This is a genomic window from Leptolyngbya sp. FACHB-1624, assembly GCF_047649235.1.
GTDB classification, from domain to species: Bacteria; Cyanobacteriota; Cyanobacteriia; order Leptolyngbyales; family Leptolyngbyaceae; genus Leptolyngbya; species Leptolyngbya boryana.
In genome coordinates this window covers 388746-408788 of sequence record NZ_CP180258.1, presented here as the reverse complement: position 1 = coordinate 408788, position 20043 = coordinate 388746, and the positions used below count along the sequence as shown (strand labels likewise).

The following is a 20043-nucleotide window of genomic DNA, read 5'->3' as shown; positions in this document are numbered from 1 at the left end:
TTGCAAGCTAGTATCCAAATCATTGCCAGATCGTTGTCGTGCAAATGTTTAAGAGATTGGGCGATCGCTTTTTTTCGCGCTACCTTAAGTTCGATGACGATCGAGCAAATGGCAATGGCAACCAAGATTGGATCATTTCTGGCAAAACTTGGAAGTAAGCAAGCGGTTGAACTGACGAAGCAGGTTACAGATTCAACTAAGGCAGTGTTTGATCTGGCAAAGACGATTAAGGAAAAGCCGTTGGATGGGGAGTTGTTGAAGACGGTTCAGCCTTATGTGGGTCAGATGTCTTCGTTGCTGGATGTGCTGAATTCGCCGTTGGGATTGATGGTGAAAGAAGTGCTTCCGTTTGCATCGATCGCGGTGACGTTGCTGAATTTGGTTTGTGAGGCGACGAAGAAAGAACCAACGTTAGAAGAGTGTATGGCGTTGGTGGTTCAGTCGGCTTATTTGGATAGTGTACGAGAGTTTCTGACAGAGATTGACTTGTCTAAAATTCAGGCATCTCAAGCCTCAGATGCAGTGAGGCGGCAGATTCAAAAATTGGGAGAGTTTGAACTTCAGGATGACGATGCTCGAACTGCAATTTTGTTTTTTCATGAATCAGAGATTGCGAAAGCTTTTAGTGCAGTACTAGAAGCGCGATTAACAGAGGTCGGATGTTCTGATGTGCGGAGAAGTGCTGAGCTAGTTGCTCGAAATACAAATCATCACATTCAGACTGCCTTGGCTGGAATGGGTGAGAAGGTCAATCCGGTCGTGAAATGGTTTTCGACTGGGGGACAGGAGAAGTTTGAACAGTATCTCAGCATTGAAGAGTATTTGCGGGATGTAATTTCGCCGGATTCGACGATTCAGGTCTTGCGCGATCGCTGGAGAGTTTTCAATGAGCCGTTCACGCTGAAAGAAATTTATGTGCCGATTGAGGCCCAATTCATTGATAAAAATGGTGAGGTTGAGGATCGCGATTGGGTTGTTTTGGAAGAATGGGCAAAAGCTTGGTTGAATCAGCCAAATCAAAATAAAGTACTGTTTATTCAAGGACATCCGGGACGGGGAAAGAGTGTGTTTTGCCGTATGTTTGCGGAATGGGTGCGGGTGAATGAACATCCGAATTGGACTCCGATCTTGATTAGGTTACGGGATGTTCAGAACTTAGAGAAAGATTTTGAGGAAACCTTGCGAAAGGCAGTAAATAAGGATTTTGCGTCGAGCGATAATGGGTGGTTAAGCGATCGTAATACTAGATTCTTATTTTTGTTAGATGGCTTTGATGAATTGCTAATGCAAGGTAGGACAAGTAGTGGGCTAGAGGAGTTTTTGGAGCAAATTGAGAGGTTTCAGCGGCGATGTCAGGAGAATTCTGAAAAAGGACATCTTGTGTTAGTTACTGGAAGAACATTGTCACTCCAAAGCATTGAGAGCAGGATGCCATCAAATTTGGAACGGCTCGAAATTGTAGAGATGAGTAGTAAACTGCGAGAACAATGGTTTGCAAAGTGGGCGCAGTTAGTTGGGAGTCAGAGAACGAATGCCTTTAAGCAGTTCTTGCAGAGCGAACAATGTCCGGAGCGGGTACGCGAACTTGCACGGGAGCCGCTTCTACTTTTTCTTTTAGCAGCCATGCACCGAGATGAAAAGCTCAAATTGAGTTCGTTTAAAGGTGCAGAAGGAATACAGGCGAAGATTCTAATTTACGAGAAGACAATTGACTGGGTACTCACAGAACAACGCCCAGATATGCTTAATCGAGATTTGACGGAACTAGAGGTTGAGGACTTGAGGTCGATTTTGACTGAGGCAGGATTGGCTTCGGTGCAAGCAGGAGGTGAGTCTGCGCCGATTTCTATGATTGAGGCACGATTGAAATCGAATGCAAATGTGCAAAAGCTTTTGGAAGAAGCCCGGCATAGGTTGAATGATAATCCGCTTCGGAATGCTTTAGCTGCGTTCTATGTGAAACCGGGAAAAGGTGGATCAGTTGAGTTTGTGCATAAGAGCTTTGGAGAGTTCTTGTGTGCAGAACGGTTGAAAGATGCGATCGAGAGTTGGATTGAACCAGGGAGAAAGCGGGATCGGTTTTATGTTCCGACTGAGCAATTGCATCGAGAGATTTACGATTTGCTCGGTTCGCCTGTTCTAAGTAAAGAGATTGTCGAATATTTAATGGAATTGCTCAAGCGAAGTAATTGGTTTAAGCCTTTAGAGCTATTTGAGCGATTGAATGAGTTCTATGAGCTTTGGTGTGAGGGAGAATTTATTGATGCATCGCCAGAGAACTTGCCGCAAGAAAAAATGCGCTCTCTGCGGGAACAGCAACCTGACCAGAAAAGGACGCTAGGGCTCAGGCAGGTTGATGTTTATACAGGATACAATGTGCTGATTTTGCTCCTAGAATTGCACCAATATGCTCAAGATAGAAAAGAATTCAAGGAAAAGATTGTATTTCATCCAAGTGGGCAGCTTGCAGAAGGAGAAGAACACACATCCCGTCTACTTCAAATCATTAGTTATGGGGATTGCATAGAGTTAGGAGGATTTAGAGTGATCGTCGGTGATTTTCTTGCTTTTGCGAACCTTTCTAATGCCAATCTCTCTAATGCTAATCTTTCCAATGCTAACTTCTACAGAGCCAATCTTTCCAATGCCAATCTCTCTAATGCTAATCTTTCCAATGCTAACTTCTACAGAGCCAATCTCTCTGGGGCTGATCTTTCCAGTACCGACTTCTTTAGAACCGATTTCCTTAGAGCAGATCTCTTTAGAGCTAACCTCTTCTGTGCTAACCTTTTCTATGCAGATCTCTGTAGTGCAGATCTCTACTGTGCTAACCTTGCCAGTGCTAACCTCTCTAAGATTAATTGGAATGAAGAGACGAACTGGGAGGAAGTACATGGCTTAGACACCGCTCAAAATATTCCGATCGCTCTAAAACAGCAGCTAGGTTTAGAGTAAAATCCTGCGATCGCGAATCTGCAGAAAATGTGCGATCGCGGATAATAGGAGAAAGCGATCGAGGACAGATATCATGTCGTACAAAATTGATGTCGTAATTGAAAAAGACGAAGACGGTTATTATGCTTACTGTCCAGCGCTCAAAGGCTGTCAAACTCAGGGAGACACCTTAGAAGAAGTTCAAGCCAATATTAAAGAAGCGATCGAGCTATATCTTGAAACTCTTTCAGACGAGGAGAAAAGCATTCTTCAAAGGCAGGAAATCTTGACAATGACATTAGAGGTGCAAGTTGCCTAAAGCGCCACGTCTAACTGCTCAAGAAGCAGAAAAACTTTTATTAGATGCTGACTTTACACTCATCAGAACAAACGGTAGTCATCGAATCTATTTCAAGAATGGCATTCGAGTAGTTGTACCTTTCCATTCAGGTAAAATTCTGCATCCTAAAATCGTTAGACAAGTTCTTGATGCCATTAACCCCGCAGAAGAAGATTCAGACAACGACATCATCTAAGTTACATGCGATCGCGAATCTGCGGAAAATGTGCGATCGCGGATAATAGGAGAAAGCGATCGCACATTTATTATGGAAACGAATCTACTTCAACGAATCACCCACGATATCAACATTTGTCACGGTAAACCTTGCATTCGTGGCTTACGTTACCCGGTGGATTTCCTTTTAGAACTTCTGAGTGCAGGCATGACGATCGAAGAAATCTTGGCAGACTATGAAGATTTAGAACGCGAAGATATCCTCGCAGCGCTTTTATTTGCCGCTCGTCTCAGCCAAATTAAAAGTATTCACAAAATTGCTTCATGAAATTTCTAGTCGATGCTCAATTGCCCACTCGTCTTGCACGACTATTATCAGAAGCAGGATACGACACGCTACATACGCGCGATCTTCCACAACAGAATGCAACTTCCGATGCTGACATCAATACGCTCTCGATCGCAGAACAAAGAATTGTCATTACAAAAGACGCAGACTTTCTCAATTCTTTTCTAACCATTCAACAACCATACAAATTGCTGTTAGTCACAACTGGCAATATCAAAAACTCAGATCTTGAGACAGTATTTACGCAAAATCTATCACGAATTGTTGAGTTGTTTGAACAACACTCTTATCTGGAACTGAGTCGTAATGAGATCACAGTTCACCAGTAAATAGTTCATCGCAGCTCGCTCTAAAACAGCAGCTAGGTCTAGAGTAAAATCCTACGATCGCGAATCTGCGGAAAATGTGCGATCGCGGATAATAGGAGAAAGCGATCGCACCTAGAAAATTTGAGATGATATGACAGGATTCGCGATCGCACCGTATGAACTTACCGAACCGAGAAACCGCATTTATTCAACCCCAAAAGTTGCTTGGATACTTGCTCTCAGAAACTCACTCCGTTGGAGGCTCAAAAGCAAAATTACTTCGTGATGCTGGCTTTAATGAAGAAAATGTAGATATCCTAGAGCAAAGACTTCTGGAGATTGCGCGATTGCAATCTGTCAAGGAAGTTGTTACTTCTCCACACGGCACAAAATACATCATCGAAGGAGAAATAGAAGCCCCCAATGGATACTTGATTTCGCTAAGAACCGTTTGAATCATTGATATGGGACAAGAAACCCCACGCTTTGTAACTGCACATCCACTTTGAACATACAAGAGGCTGAAATGATTCAAGAATTAGACACAGTGATTCTGACTCGCGATATTCAAGAAAATGGTCTAAGAGCTGGCGATCGTGGAGCTGTTGTGCATTGTTATAGCGACGGGCAAGCTTTTGAAATTGAATTCATCAATGCAAAAGGGCATACAATCGCGCTTCTAACCTTAGCTCCTGCAGATATTCAGTTAGAAACAACCCAATCCATGAACAAAGTTGCATCTTAAAGCTCAGCAACTATAAATCCATTGTCGAACAAATCTCATAGACGACTGGAATTTAATCTCTAAGCGATCGTAACCAGCGATAAGTCTTCCGAAGCGCATTGAGCAGCGCATAAGGAATCCGAATCCGTAACGGACAAAGAATCGGGCGATACACCCAGTAGTAAGCCTTCTTCAAATCTGTCCAAGCAGAACACGTTTCTTCATGCAAAAAGTCCGACACATCCACCACATAGCCGCGCCCCTGATACATGTTGACATTGCGCCCGTGAACATCATGCGGATGCAACCCGCGATCGCTCGCATAGTCCAAAGCGCGATCAATATCTTGAATCACTTGTACCGGAATTCTAATCCCTCGGTGCATACAGTCGTAGAGCGTTACTCCATGCAGTCGCTTCAAAACCAGCATTCCATCTCGCGCATAGATACACTGCGAAAAAGCTGGATGAGCACCCAAGCGATCGTACACTTCAACTTCTTCTTCAAAACCTGGTCGTCCTGGTGCGTAAACTTTCACCACTTCATCCGGAAAATCTGGATGCGTAAACACGGCCGCATAATTTCCGGCTCCTAGCACTTGCCAAGGTGCAGGCACACGATGAATGACGATCGGATCATGCGGGTCACAACTCTCGATATTTAAATCAGGCAACAGCGTTTGATCAATCGTTTCAATCAGCGATCGCATAAGCAACTCCGAAAAGCGCGATACCAGCACCATTCTGCCATCAGATTCAAATTACACCTGAGACTTTCCGCAAAAGTGATCCAATGTCGATCGCGAAGAATCTAAGGTAGAATTCGCACCGAAAGCGTTTTCTGGTGCGTTGTGAATCTCAAACGGCTCCTTCCCTATCTCACTCTTTTTCTCTGGGTACTCCCTATCGTTTTACTACGAAGCTCTCAACAAAGCCTCATGGCTCACGACGAAGGGATTTACGCCACTCAAGCTCGCACGATTCTGCAAACTGGAGATTGGATCACACCACAATGGGGAGGAGGCTATAGTTTCGATCGTACCATTGGGATTCAATGGCTGATTGCTAGCTTATACCTGGGATTCGGGATTAGTGAAGGAACTGCTCGACTTCCTAGCGCGATCGCATTTATTTTGAGTGTATTGCTTACTTATGCGATCGGCAAACGTCTGACGACTCCTCGAATGGCTTGGCTCGGAGCCGCAATTTTTAGCGTCATTCCCTTAGTCTCACAATATGCTCGGCTCGGAACTCAAGACATGGTTCTAGTCTGCATCGAACTGATTGCAATTTGGACATTACTGCTTGCCGAGACTTCGGGTCGGTCTTGGCGATTTGTGGCTGGAGCAATGTTCGGATGGGGCTTCATGATCAAAGGCTTCATGATCATTCCAGCGGCGATCGCGCTCTTTCCTTATTTGATTGCTCAACATCGTCGGCACCGGCATCTACTCGATCCTTGGTTGTATCTAGGATTCGGAATTGGGCTTATGCCTGTGATTTTTTGGTTAGGAGCGGCGATTCAGAAATATGGAACCGCACCAATTCAAGAATTGTTTGGCAAACTATTTCATTTAGGTGGACAAACGTATCAAGGAGCAAATCAGTTTTATTATTTCTGGAATGTTCCTGCAAATGGATTTCCCTGGGTGTTTTTTGCATTAGGCGGATTGTGGTTAGCATTTCGACATCCAGACATTAGAGCATTGCTCAAATCACATCAAGCTCGATTTTTACTCATTGGCTATCCTGTTACTCTGTTTATTGAATTAACATTGTTTGGAACGAAAACACATTACTATCCGTTGCAATTAATGCCGTTCGTTGGGCTATTTGCCGCGATCGCGCTTTCTCATCTCGTCCATCTCTATACCGAGAAGAAATATACGGGAGCGTTTATCGGTCTGAATTTGCTTATGGGTGCGATCGCGATTTTCTTGTTAGTTGTTGTGAATAAACGCACGACAATTGCCCAATTGCTGCAATCTAGCAGTTTGCGAAGCAGTGAATTAGATAAGATTGCACTGGTCGTTTTAGCCGTTGGCTTAGGTTGGTTGAGTTTGCCGCTCATTTGGATTTTGCGCGATCGCATGGCTCACTCTGCAAACTACTGGGCAGCTAGTTGGCTCGTCACGTCTTGGTTCGCGATCGCAGCTTTACATTTAACTGGATTGTGGGGAGATTACGATCCGCAACTGAAGCGATTTTTACTCCAAACCAATGTGCAGGAAGTTTTGCGATCGCAGCCTGTGAGCTTTATCGTCGATGAAAAAGCACTGAGTCGTGACGATCGCAAAACGCAACTCTTACTCAATTTCTACACCCCCAAAATTGGACAAGAAATCGAGAATCCCAAGATTCTACCCAACACCGATTACGCCTGGATTGATCCCAATCTTGCTAAGACACCTGGCTTAAAATATGAAATAGTTGATGTGTTTGAAGGCTGGAACTTGGCGAAACGCTGGCAACAAACAAAATAGGAGAAGTGGTTTACGGTCTAATTCTTAAAACTTGGTCAGCCGTCAGATTCAGACCCGGAAATGTGGGTGAACTGATCAACTGCTCTCCCCGAAATTGCTGAATCTGATATTGACCTTCTATTAATCTGCAAATGGAAAGTGTGGGACGCTTTGGGCTACCGATATGACGAGTGCCACCTAAGCCTGCATAGTCTACAATCCAATACTCTGGAATTCCCAAAGTTTCATAGTCTTCCAACTTGCGAGAATAGTCATTTTGCCAATTACTACTGACCACTTCAGCCACAAGTTTTATCGAAGTGCCCTGTGTCAAAATTGACTGTTCTCGCCAGAGCAATTCATTCTCTAACGCCATTTCATCGATCACAGCTACATCCGGTCGAAATGCTGTCATCTCAATGTTGGGCGGACGGAAAAGGGGACGTTGCAGAACCAGCCAAGGCAAATTTGCTAAGTCGATTTGCACACAAGCTTTTTGAGTGATGAATCCTGCGACCTGTTCATGCAAACCAGTCGGTTCCAAATCAAATACCTCTCCATCAATTAGCTCATAGCGATTGTCACTACCGTATTGAGCTAAAAACTCATCAAAGCTCAGGGGGCGATGTTGTACAGTTCGATTGCTTGCGATGCTCATGCGCCGATCGCTCCTTTGCTAAATGGATGCTGCCAGAAAATAGACAGTCTAAGCTGCAAACCGTGCCTATCTTAATTCCGATGCCGCTTGCGCGATCGCTCCTAATTGCAATCCTGGCGGATAAACTCCCTCTTCTTTAATCTGCTTAATTGCCGCATCAGAAATTCTCAAATTCATCTTTAGCGCGATCGCTTTGACAATATCTCCGCGATCGATCACCCCAGAAACTGCCTCAGCCGGAGACAAGACCGTAATTCGCGGCAAACTTTGATTTTCCAAAAGCTGAATCACTTCCACAATCGGAGTGGATTCTTGCACGGTCGGTACTTCATTCAACGGATGCACAATGTCTAAAAGTGTCTTGCTCTCCCACTCGCTGCGCTCAATCCGTTGCAAATCTTCCGTATTAATCACGCCGCGATAGCGCCCATTCGAGGCAGCATAATACACAGCCGCACGCGATTCCGTAATTAAATAATCGTCTGCAAATTTCCGCACCGACATCGATGCATCGACAACCCGAAAATCTCGGGTCATTGCATCTTCGGCTTTCACCTTCAGCATCGCTTCTTGCAATTCAGTAATGCGATCGTATGCACTCGCATTCTGCACCACAAACCATCCAATCAACGCTGCCCACAATCCACCCGCAGTCGGCAATCCTAAATTTCGAGTGACACCCAGAACATCTGCCAATCCCCAAGCGATCGCAAACAGCCCCAGGAATCGCCCAACTTTCGCCGCCGTCCGAATTCCTTTAATCTGACTTCCAGTCAATTTCCAGACGATCGCTTTGAGCACCTGCCCCCCATCTAAAGGCAAGCCCGGAATCATGTTAAATAAGGTCAAGACAAGATTAATCGCTGCCAAATCTCGAAACAGAATGCTCAAAGGCATTTCATTATTCGGCAAAACCAGCGTCAACAGCGTCAGAATCACAAACAGCATAAAGCTGACGGCGGGTCCTGCGATCGCGACTTGAAAAGCTTTTCCAGGAGTTTTCGGCTCTTGTGCGATCGCGGCAATCCCTCCAAAGAAGAACAGTGTAATCGACTGCACTTGAATCCCTTGGACTTTCGCGACGAGGCTATGACCCAATTCATGCAGCAGCACCGAGGCAAACAGCAACATTGCCATGGCGAAGCCTGTGCCCCACGCCACAGGTGTACCCCAATCCGGATAGCGATATTGCCACCGCAGCGCATTACTCAGGGTGACGATCACGAGGATAAAAAACCAAGACGGGTCAATCAGCAAAGGAATGCCAAACAGTGACCCAATTCGCCAACCAGATTGCATGAATCAATTCCTAAAGCAGCTATTTCTAGCATAAGAGATGGAACGAAGAAACGCTAACGTAGCCAAATTCCGACCTGCGGTGCCACAAATGTATCAATCAGCCAACCAATCCATAATCCTTCCCAACCGACGATCGCTAAAACCCATCGAATCGATTTTCCAAATCCCGCACCTTCCATCCGATATCGCGCACCCCCAAATGCCCACAGCCAAATGCCGAGGAATAAAAATGCAAGAGCACTGATTTGTGCATTTGCATCTTGACGTACAGCCCAGACGATCGCACCGATCGCTGCCCCGCCTAACGCAATTGCACCCGCCTGCCCTAATTGCAAAGACCGAATCATTGCCACAATCAACACTGCGCCAGCAGCGACCAGCCATAATCCGATTTGAACGTCTGAGATCGCCAAAACCCAACCCACGATCGCATGAATGATCAACAGCAAGAACAATCCAGACATCGGGACTCGATCGAGATTTTGTCTGGGAATACAAAAAATAGCAATTGCCGTCAGGATTCCGCCGACTACGGCGATCGCTGCATCTAATTCTGTCGGTACGCTCATTTCTCAGAAGCCTCAACTCTATCTCAGCGTAGCAAGGGCAAGGTCTTGTGTTACCCTAGATAAGCTGTTTAAACTCACACATTCAGGATTTCGGGTGGCGAAAGCTACTCCTGAATGGACGATGAACCCGAATTAGGAGATCAATTCATGCCAGTTGTTTCATTGGCTCAATTACTTGAGTCGGGCGTTCACTTTGGGCATCAGACCCGCAGATGGAACCCCAAAATGAGTCCCTACATTTACACCGCTCGTAACGGTGTACATATCATCGACTTGGTGCAAACTGCTCAGTTGATGGATAGTGCTTACAACTACGTGCGGACTGCTTCTGAACAGGGCAAAAAATTCTTGTTCATTGGCACCAAGCGCCAAGCTGCCGGAATTATTGCTCAAGAAGCTTCGCGTTGTGGCGCTTACTATGTGAACCAACGTTGGTTGGGCGGAATGCTCACCAACTGGTCAACGATCAAAACTCGTGTCGAGCGCTTAAAAGAACTCGAACGTCGCGAAGAAACAGGCGGATTGGATCTATTGCCGAAGAAAGAAGCTTCTGTGCTGCGTCGTGAACTCGAACGGCTTCAGAAATACCTCGGCGGTATCAAACTGATGCGCAAACTGCCAGATGTGATCATCATGGTGGATCAGCGTCGGGAATACAACGCGATTCAAGAATGCGTCAAGTTGAATATTCCGATCGTCGCGCTGCTCGATACCAATTGCGATCCTGACACCGTTGACGTGCCCATTCCTGCTAACGATGACGCAATTCGATCGATCAAGTTGATCGTAGGACGTTTGGCTGATGCCATTTACGAAGGTCGTCATGGTCAACTCGAAGCCGAAGAAGAGTACGACTACGAAGGCGCAGAAGAAGAGTACGACTACGATGAAACGGAAGCTACTGAAGAGGAAGCTGCCGCAGAATAGTAGGGGAATCGGGGAATGGGGGAAGGATTTTCTTCCTACTCCCCACTCCCCCAATTCGTCGGACAATATCAGAGAAGAAATTGGGAACTCAGGCAAATGGCAGACATTTCAGCAAAAGCGGTGAAAGAACTGCGCGAAAAGACTGGCGCAGGGATGATGGATTGTAAAAAAGCGCTGACCGAAAATGGCGGCGATATGGAAAAGTCGATCGAATGGCTGCGGAAGAAAGGGATTGCTTCGGCAGATAAGAAGGCTGGCAAAACTGCGGCTGAAGGCTTGGTCGGAAGCTATATCCATATCGGCGGTCGGATCGGGGTGTTGGTAGAAGTGAACTGCCAAACCGACTTCGTGGCTAGAAACGAAGCATTCCAAGACTTAGTTCGCAGCATTGCGATGCAGATCGCTGCAAGTACGAACGTTGAGTATGTCCGTGTCGAGGATATTCCAGCGGATATCGTGGCGCGTGAAAAGTCGATCGAAATGGGCAAAGACGACCTCGCGGGTAAGCCTGACAATATTAAAGAGAAGATCGTTCAAGGTCGGATTGATAAGCGCTTGAATGAAATGTGCTTGTTGCCGACTCCTTACATCAAAGATCCCAACATCACGGTTGAGGAATTGGTGAAGCAGAACGTTGCTCAGTTGGGTGAGAATATCCAGATTCGTCGCTTTGTGCGCTTTGTCCTGGGCGAAGGCATTGAGAAAGAAGAGTCTGATTTTGCAGCAGAAGTCGCTGCACAGATCTCCGGCGGTAAATAAATTCTGATTTTGACAAAAACCTCCGAGGTTGTAAAAATCTCGGAGGTTTTACTTTGGGCGACCAATCGAAATCCAGTCAGGATTAATGCGCTTCTTTCCGCTTGCGCATCGAAAGCTGTTTTTCAGGATCAATTCCTTCAAAGGTGGGGGGTAGCCAAACCCGAACGACTAATAACAGCGCCATGACGACTAGAAACGCGCAGCCTGCTAGGATTTGCGTCCACTGAACCTCTAATACACCTCGAACAATAAATTCTCTGAGAACTGAAACGATCGCAACTTCGACCGCAACGCCGATCGAGACACGCTGTTCCTGCAAGTAAATGATTAACAACCGGAACAACTCAACCAGAATCAGCAAAAACAAGATGTCTGCCGTAACACCATGAAAATTTAAGGGCGGCAAGAGTGAGAAGAACATTGCCCGCAATTGGATCACCATTACACAGAACAATCCAATACAGAGCGAAACAACAATCAAATCTTGAACCGTTTCTAACGTTTTAACCAGGTAAGTGCGGCTTGAATTGATTGACCACCGTTCTTCGGTCTCAGTCAACGATGAGTACGATGGCTTGATCGAATCCTGCATAGCGGTGGCTCCTTAAGAATGAGTCATGAACTTGATTAAACTTGAGATAAGCTTATATTTCAAGCTAACTTGCATTGGTTTAATTTATAGAATCAATCAAATGCGCGATCGCGGATCCGTTTGGAAGAAACCTGCTAAAGTAAATCTGCATTTAGAAGCGGCGATTTTAAGATATGACTAGAGCGGGTGTTGGAATTCGCACAGCCCAAACACGATCGGAACGCATGACTGGGCAAATTCATGTGTACGACGGCGCAGGAAAAGGCAAGTCTCAAGCAGCCTTGGGTGTGGTTTTGCGATCGATTGGACTCGGAATTCAAAATCTCTCACCGACGCGGGTCTTATTGCTGCGATTTCTCAAAGGACCGGGGCGAACGTATGACGAAGATGCTTCGATCGCAGCGCTGCAACGTGCTTTTCCGCATTTGATTGACCAAGTTCGGACGGGACGGGGCGAATTTTTTGGGGCGGATGAGATTACGAAGTTCGATCGCCAAGAAGCTCAGCGAGGATGGGATGTGGCGAAAGGTGCGATCGCATCTGGGCTTTATTCTGTCGTGGTGATGGACGAACTCAATCCGGTTCTTGATCTGGGGCTTTTACCCGTAGATGAAGTGGTGAGAACGCTGACGTTAAAACCGGATCACATGGAAGTGATCGTAACCGGACGTGCGGCTCCACAAGCATTAGTTGATATTGCGAACTTACATTCTGAAATGAAGCCGCATTATCATTCTGCAAAGGAAGAAGGTATTGCAGGAATTGAGATTTACACTGGGGCAGGAAAAGGGAAATCGACGAGTGCATTAGGCAAGGCTCTGCAAGCGATCGGTAAAGGGATCAGTCAGGATAAATCCCACCGCGTTTTGATCATGCAATGGCTGAAGGGTGGCAGTGGCTATACCGAAGATGCAGCGATTAACGCATTGCGTCAGAGCTATCCGAACTTGGTCGATCATCAGCGATCGGGAAGAGATGCGATCGTTTGGCGGGGTCAGCAGCAAGAGCTAGATTATGTGGAAGCAGAGCGGGCTTGGGAAATTGCGAGAGCGGCAATTGCTTCGGGCTTGTATAAAACGATTATTTTGGATGAATTGAATCCGACGGTCGATTTAGAGCTTTTGCCAGAAGAACCGATCGTGCAGGCATTGCTGCGGAAGCCTCGCGATACGGAAATCGTGATCACGGGACGGTGTAAGAATCCACCTGCTTATTTCGATTTAGCAACGGTTCACTCTGAGATGGTGTGTCACAAGCATTATGCGGAGAAAGGCGTTGACTTGAAGCGTGGCGTTGATTTTTAGCCGCAGTTGAGGAGATGCGATCGCGTTTTATAGATTCACGATTGCTTCTTCAATTGAGATTCAGCGATCGAATCGACATTATTCTCAAAGCTGAAGCGTTCAGAATAAAGCTTCTAGATCTCGTCGCCCGCTGATGACTCTTAGAATTTCGAGCTGATCTTCTATTTCGTTGACTCGATAAAGGATTACAAAACCCCGTAATGCTAGTCCACGGAGGTCAGGGCGAATATGTCCATAACTGCGACCCATTTTTGGGAAGCTGGCTAGCTGCTGACATTTTGCGTTGAATGCTCTAAGAAACTGCTCACCTGCTTCTAGATTGGTTTGTAAGAAATAGTCAGAGATATCATCCAGATCCCGAATGGCTTCGTCAGAAATAATGTATCGACTCATTGTTGGTTCTGTCGCGCCTGCTGGAATTTCTCAAGGAGTCGGTTCACGACGGTTTCTCCATCTGTACCGCCGTTTTGCTCTAATGATTGAATTGCAGCATCTACTTTCTGACGGGCGGAGTCAATCCAAGCAGGATCTTCTATAAGGCTGTGTTCTTCCCAGTCATCTAGGAGTTGAAAGGCTTGAGCAAGCAGATCATCAAGCGTTTTGTAACGTCCGCTTTGAAGCTTTTGCTGAATGATTTGGGCTTGTTCTGGAGTGAGGGTGATATCCATTGCGCGATCGATGTTTGCTTTTAGTTTAACATCGCCGAATTTTTGAGATCGCGATCGATGGTTGAGCTATGAAGGGCACGTCAGACAGGCAAGTGGATGAATTCCTAAATTTCGCATGACTTGAGTGAGCGATTGATTTCTTACAGTTGCTAATTTTGCGAGTGCTGCCATGCGTTCAGCGTTCAAAAGCTCGGCTTGCTCTGTGATCTCGATGAGTTCAGCAAGTTCTGATTCAGTGATCGTGAGGTCTTGCCGTTTCGCAACAAGCTGATCAAATCGAGCTTGTCGATCGCTGGAAAGGCTATGGTTGATTTTTGAAAGCAACTCGGATTCTGAAGAAGATAGATGAGGGGCTTGCCGTTGGGCGCGAAGCTTCAAGACCTGGACAACAAATGCCTCTAGTTCTTGCGGGGGCAGTTGCGCGATCGCGTCTAAAAGTTGCTCAGTAGAAGCTTGCATCATCGTTCCTTCCACAATGGCGATATGTGAATTATAGCGAGAACAACGATCGACATTCTCCCTTGTGCGATCTCGCTTCTCAATGCTCTGATGATTGGCGAGTTTGATTATAGGGAAAAGGTAATGTAGCTTCGATTGCCTCAAAAAACAAAAGCAGTGCTTGACTCAGGAGCAAGAAGCAGGAGATTGCTGGATTGGGCTGAGCTTAGCCAACAGCAGCGGTCTGATTCTCACAGCACGAGTGGGCAAACGCACCGATGCAATGATTGAGCAGTGAGTGTTCCACACTGAAGGGAAAACAGAGTGCAAACAATTTCATAGCAATGACGGGGCGGATATGAGCGGGTCTTGCCACCTGAAGTTCCGCATCACATCGGCAAAGACAAAACACAACTAGTAGAGCGCACGAATGGGATTGTTCGACAACAGACCGGACGCTGGCATCGACGGCAGAATAAGTTTGGCAAGGTTTGGGAACAGACAAAGGTGACAACTCGGTTAGTCGTGAGCTACTTCAATTGGATTTAGCAGCATCGTCGATTAAAATTGCGCCAAAAAGCAGCCAATACTTTATATCAAATGTATTAGGGTACGTAATTTTAGAATGTTGTCGAAATTGTGGTCAAAATTGTAATCGTTGTAACCATTAATCTTCTTGTTTAATATTCCGTTAATAGTAAATTTGACAATCACTTAAGCATTTCCTATATTCGTAGGGATCTTGATACATCTTTCTACCTTCATCTGAAACCCATTTTCCGCAGCAAGTTAGCCCGTTACTGTCCATAGAACGAAATAGTTTACGCTTAGTCGCAATGGTGCTCTAGCAAGATCTGACTCAAGGAGTGGAAATGCTTAGAAAGCTTCGGTTGGGGACTCAGTTTACGCTGCTGCTTACGCTCATTTTTCTAGGTGGAATCATTCTGAGTGGAGTTACATTGTCACAGGCAATGCAACGCAAAGCTGAGGATGAAGTCTCTACCAAAGCTGAACTACTGACGCAAACGATGAATGCTGTCAGAACTTATACTAGCGAGAACGTTGCACCCCTGCTGCAAAAACAGTTAGAGATCTCGCCGAAGTTTATCAGCGAAACGGTACCTGCTTACTCCGCGCTGACAGTATTTGAGAATTTCCGCAGTCAGCCGGAGCATCGAGATTACATCTACCGAGAAGCAACACTCAATCCCACCAATCCCAGAGACAAAGCTGATGAGTTTGAAGCCAAGCTCGTAGATCAGTTCCGCCAGCAGCCGGATATGAAAAAACTGTCTGGCTATCGCACTATGGATGGCGTTAACCTATTCTTCACGGCACGTCCCCTATCGGTCAAAAAGGAAAGTTGTTTGCAGTGCCATTCAACGCCGGACAAAGCACCTAAGAGTCAGCTTGCTAGCTTTGGGGATCAAGGAGGTTTTGGCTGGCAACTCAATGAGATTGTTGCGGCTCAGACGATTTATGTCCCCTCAGATCAGGTGTTTCAGCGAGGGCAACAGTATCTAGGGTTGACCATGGGCATTTTTGCCTCGATTTTTGCGGTTGTTGTGCTGGTCATTAATCGACTGCTGAAGCGCAGAGTAATCCATCCCCTTGATCAACTCACGACGATCGCTCACAGTCTTACGACAGACACAATTACCGCTGAGCAGGTCAGCGAATTTAACTCTCCTAGGATTGTCAAGGTGGCGCGTCGAGCCGATGAACCGGGACAACTAGCACGGGCGTTTCAGCACATGGCACGGGAAGTCGCAACCCGTGAGCAAACCTTGAGCCAGGCGGTGGAGCAACGAACCGCACAACTAGCAGAGAGCATGAAAATGGCTCAACAGGCGAAAGCGCAGGCAGAGGAAGCCAATGCTACGAAGAGCAAGTTTCTGGCGAATATGAGCCATGAACTGCGAACACCATTGAACGCCATCATTGGCTACAGCGAGATTTTGGTGGAAGAAATCACCGATCTCAAGGTGCCAAGTCTGATCCCTGATGTGCAGAAGATTCATGGCGCAGGGAAGCATCTTTTGGGATTGATTAACAACATTCTCGATCTCTCAAAAGTAGAAGCGGGTAAAGTCGAGCTTTTCTTGGAAACGTTTGCGATCGCGCCTCTGATGCAAGAGATCACCGATACCTTACATCCACTACTGACTAAGAATCACAATACGCTGGTGGTGAATTGTCCAGACGACATTGGTTCGATGCGATCGGATGTCACCAAACTACGGCAGAGTTTGTTTAACCTGCTTAGTAATGCGAGCAAGTTTACTGAAAATGGCACAGTGACACTCACGGTAGAACGTAGAGAACCAGACTGGATCACCTTCTCGGTAAGTGATACAGGCATTGGCATGACCCCAGAACAGCAGGCAAACCTATTTCAGGCGTTTACTCAAGCGGACGCATCCACTACGCGCAAGTATGGGGGCACAGGATTGGGACTTGTGATTACTCAGCAATTCTGCAAACTGCTAGGAGGAGAGATTCAGGTTGAGAGTGAAGCGGGTAGAGGCACCACCTTTACAATGCGATTGCCAGAACAACTACAGAGTCCTGAATCAGACCGACCCACGCTACAGACCTCCTCTAGTATGAATGTCCAGCGTGAGGTCAACGGTACTGGAAGCACGATTCTCGTGATTGATGATGATCCCGCCGTTCACGATCTGATGCAACGCTTTCTCGGTCGGGAAGGCTATCGCGTCATGGCAGCTCTGGGAGGGCAGGAAGGTGTGCGTCTTGCCAAGCAACAAATGCCCGATGTGATTCTGCTGGATATTCGGATGCCACACATGAATGGCTGGGAAGTTCTGAGCCTGCTCAAGTCTGATCCCGAATTGTCAAGAATTCCTGTGATGATCGTGACGATCGAGGATGATCAAGCATTGGGATCAGCATTGGGTGCAGTCGATTATTTATTGAAACCTGTAGATTACGATCGCTTACTCACGCTCTTGCAGCCCTACCGCACGCAGTCCTCTTCTTGTTCGGTTTTAGTGGTGGAAGACAACACCGAGAATCGGGAGATGATTACCCGTCAAGTCACCAAAGCAGGCTGGCGCGTTTTGGAAGCTGAGAATGGGCGGAAGGCGCTAGAAGTGATGCAGACCGAGCAACCGGGCGTGATCCTACTTGATCTAATGATGCCGGAAATGGATGGGTTTACGTTTATTCGGGAACTTCGACAGCATCCTCAATGGCGATCTCTACCCGTAATTGTGCTCACGGCTAAGGACTTGACCCTAGAGGAGCGGCAATGGTTGGGCGAACAGACGCAGCAGATTTATTCAAAAGGCGAGAATAACCGACAAGTTCTGCTCGACGAGATTCGCAGCTTACTTCAAGTTAAAAACATCTAAATTCCGGGCATTCGTCATGGGCAATCGCCAAATTCAGCATCGGCTTCTCGTTTACCTCCGTCACGAACTCTGTACACCGATCAACGCCATGATTGGGTACAGTGAACTCCTGCTAGAAGAAATCCAAATTCAGCAGCAGACTAACTTAATAAGCGATTTACAAAAGATTCATGCCTGTAGTCAGCAGTTGTTGACCTTAGTCAGTACGATTCTAGATCCCGCCAAGTTGGAAATGAGCCAGATTGAGGGCGGGTTAGATAGCTTTGGAGCAACGCTTCGGGTAGAACTGCTCACCCCGTTGAGTGCTATTGTCGGCTACTGCGAGATGTTGCTAGAGGATGCCCCAGCCTCGTTGATTCCGGATTTAGATAGTCTCAACACCTCTGCCCAACAGTTACTCACGCTAGTCAATGACATTGTGAGCTTGGCACAGCAGCAGTTGCAAATTCTCAACACGCAGGAGGCACAACCTCTGTTACTGGAAAGTCCAGCAGCAGTTACTTTCATACGGAGTGCCACAACAACTCTTGAAACACTGAGTCAGGAGTCGCCTGAGAAGCAGGTGCAAAGCGGAACAATTTTAGCGATCGATGACTCCAATCCTGAACTACTCGCGCGACAACTGAAGCGGCATGGCTATACCGTCACGACTGCGACCTCTGCTCAACAAGCACTCCGGCTACTGAAAGCAATGCCTTGCGATCTGATTTTGCTGGATGTGATCATGCCTGGAATGAACGGGCTGGAACTGCTAGAGAAACTGAAGCAACATGAAAGCTGGCGACATATTCCTGTGATTATGATCTCTGCGTTAGACGAGATCGATGGCGCTGTAAAGTGTATTGAACTAGGTGCAGAGGACTACTTGCAGAAGCCGTTTGACCCTACCTTGCTGAAGGCGAGAATTGGCGCGTGTTTAGAGAAGAAGCGCCTGCGGGATCAAGAAATTCTCTACTTACAGCAGGTCGATCGCTTAACCACAGCCGCCGCAGAGATCGAAGCAAAAACCTTTAATCCCAAGAGCCTCGATGACCTCAATCAACGCAGTGACGAGTTTGGTCAACTGGTGCGAGTCTTCCAGCGCATGGCTCAGGAAGTGCAGTCACGGGAGAGATCGCTAGAGCAACAGGTGAATTTCTTACAAGCAGCAATTCACAAAGAGCAGCGATCGCAGATCGCCGATGAACTCGCGGCGACGAATCATTTTCGCCAAATCCAAAAACGCGGAAAAGGCAGTCGAGATACAGAGAACCTATATCGCGGGTCGCTTTATCCTTCGCTATCTCGCTTTGCTGCGAATGGCGATCAATCGAGTGTTGACGATCGAACGAATGTTACCGCTCGAATCCACCGAGTTGATCTCGCAGCAATTGAAACCCAGAGCGATCGCACGACCCAGACTATCATTGTCCACTCTTTTCGGGGCGGCACAGGTAAGTCAAATCTCACCAGTAATCTTGCAGTCAGTTTGGCAAAACAGGGCAAGCGAGTGGGGATCATCGATTCAGACTTACAATCCCCTGGCATTCATCTGCTGTTTGGATTGGACGAAGAAACGGTGACGCTCACGTTGAATGACTATTTATCGGGTCGTTGTGCTCTGTATGAAGCTGCCTATGATGTTAGCCACGCCTTACCCTCGCCGAGTGGAGCCATCTATCTGATTCCAGCAAGTGTGAAAGCGAGCGACATTACTCGTATTCTGCGGGAAGGCTACCACGACGAGAAGTTGCTGGATGGTTTCTCGGAGATTAGTCGGGATCTTAAGTTAGATGTTCTGCTGATTGATAGTCACCCTGGAATCGATCCTGGGACGCTACAAGCGATCGCGGCTTCCGGGTTGCTGCTTCTCGTTCTCCGTCCCGATTATCAGGACTATCAAGGCACGGCGGTGATTGTAGAACTCGCCCGCATGTTATCGGTCGAGGCAATCTCGCTGATTGTGAATCGGGCGCTTCCGGGCTTTGATGTTGAATCCTATCGGCAACAGTTAGAAGCGTCTTACGAAGTGCCAGTCGCCGGAATCCTGCCCTTTTGCGAAGAGTTAATGCATCTATCGAGTAGTGAAATTTTCTCAGTCTGCTATCCCGATCATCCGTTTACACAAGTCATTGATCAGATTGGTCAGCAATTTATAAGGTAAATCATTTTAGGAACACATT

The 20043-nt window shown here is 46.7% G+C and carries 22 protein-coding genes; 14 read left to right on the top strand and 8 right to left on the bottom strand.

The annotated features are described in order from the left end of the window. Positions 1-93: 93 nt before the first annotated feature. The 7 genes from ACMUEV_RS01860 (at position 94) to ACMUEV_RS01830 (ending at position 4853) form a co-directional block, all read left to right on the top strand. Positions 94-2955, top strand: a complete 2862-nt coding sequence (locus ACMUEV_RS01860; RefSeq protein WP_190649545.1) for a pentapeptide repeat-containing protein — start codon at positions 94-96, stop codon at positions 2953-2955. A gap of 73 nt (positions 2956-3028) precedes the next feature. Continuing rightward, the gene (locus tag ACMUEV_RS01855; RefSeq protein WP_017290999.1) at positions 3029-3253 is read left to right on the top strand and encodes a type II toxin-antitoxin system HicB family antitoxin; all 225 of its coding nucleotides are present in this window, start codon (positions 3029-3031) and stop codon (positions 3251-3253) included. Continuing rightward, positions 3246-3470, top strand: coding sequence for a type II toxin-antitoxin system HicA family toxin (locus ACMUEV_RS01850; RefSeq protein WP_017291000.1), 225 nt, complete (start codon positions 3246-3248; stop codon positions 3468-3470). Before ACMUEV_RS01855 ends, ACMUEV_RS01850 begins: the two co-directional genes overlap by 8 nt. A gap of 72 nt (positions 3471-3542) precedes the next feature. After that, positions 3543-3779, top strand: a complete 237-nt coding sequence (locus ACMUEV_RS01845) for a DUF433 domain-containing protein (RefSeq protein WP_017291001.1) — start codon at positions 3543-3545, stop codon at positions 3777-3779. Next, the gene (locus ACMUEV_RS01840) at positions 3776-4129 is read left to right on the top strand and encodes a DUF5615 family PIN-like protein (protein ID WP_190649547.1); all 354 of its coding nucleotides are present in this window, start codon (positions 3776-3778) and stop codon (positions 4127-4129) included. Before ACMUEV_RS01845 ends, ACMUEV_RS01840 begins: the two co-directional genes overlap by 4 nt. 155 nt (positions 4130-4284) lie before the next feature. Beyond that, on the top strand, positions 4285-4563 hold the full coding sequence (locus tag ACMUEV_RS01835; protein WP_190649549.1) for a DUF6883 domain-containing protein: 279 nt from the start codon (positions 4285-4287) through the stop codon (positions 4561-4563). A 71-nt stretch (positions 4564-4634) separates the two neighbouring features. Further along, the gene (locus ACMUEV_RS01830) at positions 4635-4853 is read left to right on the top strand and encodes a DUF4926 domain-containing protein (RefSeq protein ID WP_190649551.1); all 219 of its coding nucleotides are present in this window, start codon (positions 4635-4637) and stop codon (positions 4851-4853) included. 52 nt (positions 4854-4905) lie between these two features. Here ACMUEV_RS01830 and ACMUEV_RS01825 read toward each other — a convergent pair whose 3' ends face one another. After that, on the bottom strand, positions 4906-5541 hold the full coding sequence (locus tag ACMUEV_RS01825) for a serine/threonine protein kinase (RefSeq protein WP_190649553.1): 636 nt from the start codon (positions 5539-5541) through the stop codon (positions 4906-4908). Between the two features lie 228 nt (positions 5542-5769). On the opposite strand from ACMUEV_RS01825, the gene ACMUEV_RS01820 reads away from it, so the two are divergent. Next, positions 5770-7314, top strand: a complete 1545-nt coding sequence (locus tag ACMUEV_RS01820) for an ArnT family glycosyltransferase (RefSeq protein WP_190649555.1) — start codon at positions 5770-5772, stop codon at positions 7312-7314. A gap of 10 nt (positions 7315-7324) precedes the next feature. On the opposite strand, the gene ACMUEV_RS01815 is transcribed toward ACMUEV_RS01820, so the two are convergent. The 3 genes from ACMUEV_RS01815 to ACMUEV_RS01805 form a co-directional block, all read right to left on the bottom strand. Then, entirely contained in the window at positions 7325-7951 is a 627-nt protein-coding gene (locus ACMUEV_RS01815) for a Uma2 family endonuclease (protein ID WP_017291006.1), read from the bottom strand. Positions 7952-8017: 66 nt separating this feature from the next. Then, positions 8018-9250, bottom strand: coding sequence for a site-2 protease family protein (locus tag ACMUEV_RS01810; protein WP_190649557.1), 1233 nt, complete (start codon positions 9248-9250; stop codon positions 8018-8020). A 53-nt stretch (positions 9251-9303) separates the two neighbouring features. Next, positions 9304-9819: a hypothetical protein gene (locus ACMUEV_RS01805; RefSeq protein ID WP_190649558.1), complete on the bottom strand. Its 516-nt coding sequence runs from the start codon at positions 9817-9819 to the stop codon at positions 9304-9306. Between the two features lie 147 nt (positions 9820-9966). Here ACMUEV_RS01805 and rpsB point away from each other — a divergent pair, with 147 nt between their 5' ends. Together rpsB and tsf are read left to right on the top strand one after the other, a co-directional pair. Beyond that, positions 9967-10746 carry a 30S ribosomal protein S2 gene (rpsB, locus tag ACMUEV_RS01800; RefSeq protein ID WP_190649560.1) on the top strand — a complete coding sequence of 260 codons (780 nt, stop codon included), beginning with the start codon at positions 9967-9969 and terminating at the stop codon, positions 10744-10746. Positions 10747-10842: 96 nt separating this feature from the next. Further along, a complete protein-coding gene (gene tsf, locus ACMUEV_RS01795) occupies positions 10843-11505 on the top strand; it encodes a translation elongation factor Ts (RefSeq protein WP_017291010.1) in 663 nt (220 codons plus the stop codon). Positions 11506-11587: 82 nt separating this feature from the next. Here the strand turns inward: tsf and ACMUEV_RS01790 are convergent, their stop codons facing one another. Beyond that, positions 11588-12097, bottom strand: a complete 510-nt coding sequence (locus tag ACMUEV_RS01790) for a phosphate-starvation-inducible PsiE family protein (RefSeq protein WP_190649562.1) — start codon at positions 12095-12097, stop codon at positions 11588-11590. 173 nt (positions 12098-12270) lie between these two features. On the opposite strand from ACMUEV_RS01790, the gene ACMUEV_RS01785 reads away from it, so the two are divergent. Beyond that, complete coding sequence (locus ACMUEV_RS01785; RefSeq protein WP_190649564.1) at positions 12271-13401, top strand: cob(I)yrinic acid a,c-diamide adenosyltransferase; 1131 nt, start codon at positions 12271-12273, stop codon at positions 13399-13401. A 99-nt stretch (positions 13402-13500) separates the two neighbouring features. Here ACMUEV_RS01785 and ACMUEV_RS01780 read toward each other — a convergent pair whose 3' ends face one another. The 3 genes from ACMUEV_RS01780 to ACMUEV_RS01770 all read right to left on the bottom strand — a co-directional run bounded on the left by ACMUEV_RS01780 (position 13501) and on the right by ACMUEV_RS01770 (position 14531). Next, positions 13501-13794 (bottom strand): type II toxin-antitoxin system RelE/ParE family toxin, encoded by a 294-nt coding sequence (locus ACMUEV_RS01780; protein WP_190649565.1) that lies wholly within the window; start codon positions 13792-13794, stop codon positions 13501-13503. Continuing rightward, positions 13791-14069, bottom strand: coding sequence for a type II toxin-antitoxin system ParD family antitoxin (locus ACMUEV_RS01775; RefSeq protein WP_190649567.1), 279 nt, complete (start codon positions 14067-14069; stop codon positions 13791-13793). Before ACMUEV_RS01775 ends, ACMUEV_RS01780 begins: the two co-directional genes overlap by 4 nt. A gap of 66 nt (positions 14070-14135) precedes the next feature. After that, on the bottom strand, positions 14136-14531 hold the full coding sequence (locus ACMUEV_RS01770; protein ID WP_190649569.1) for a hypothetical protein: 396 nt from the start codon (positions 14529-14531) through the stop codon (positions 14136-14138). 345 nt (positions 14532-14876) lie between these two features. Here ACMUEV_RS01770 and ACMUEV_RS01765 point away from each other — a divergent pair, with 345 nt between their 5' ends. The 3 genes from ACMUEV_RS01765 (at position 14877) to ACMUEV_RS01755 (ending at position 20024) form a co-directional block, all read left to right on the top strand. After that, complete coding sequence (locus tag ACMUEV_RS01765) at positions 14877-15056, top strand: hypothetical protein (protein WP_190649570.1); 180 nt, start codon at positions 14877-14879, stop codon at positions 15054-15056. A gap of 323 nt (positions 15057-15379) precedes the next feature. After that, positions 15380-17881, top strand: coding sequence for a response regulator (locus ACMUEV_RS01760; protein WP_190649571.1), 2502 nt, complete (start codon positions 15380-15382; stop codon positions 17879-17881). A 16-nt stretch (positions 17882-17897) separates the two neighbouring features. Beyond that, positions 17898-20024, top strand: a complete 2127-nt coding sequence (locus ACMUEV_RS01755; RefSeq protein ID WP_190649572.1) for a response regulator — start codon at positions 17898-17900, stop codon at positions 20022-20024. The last annotated feature ends 19 nt before the right edge of the window (positions 20025-20043 follow it).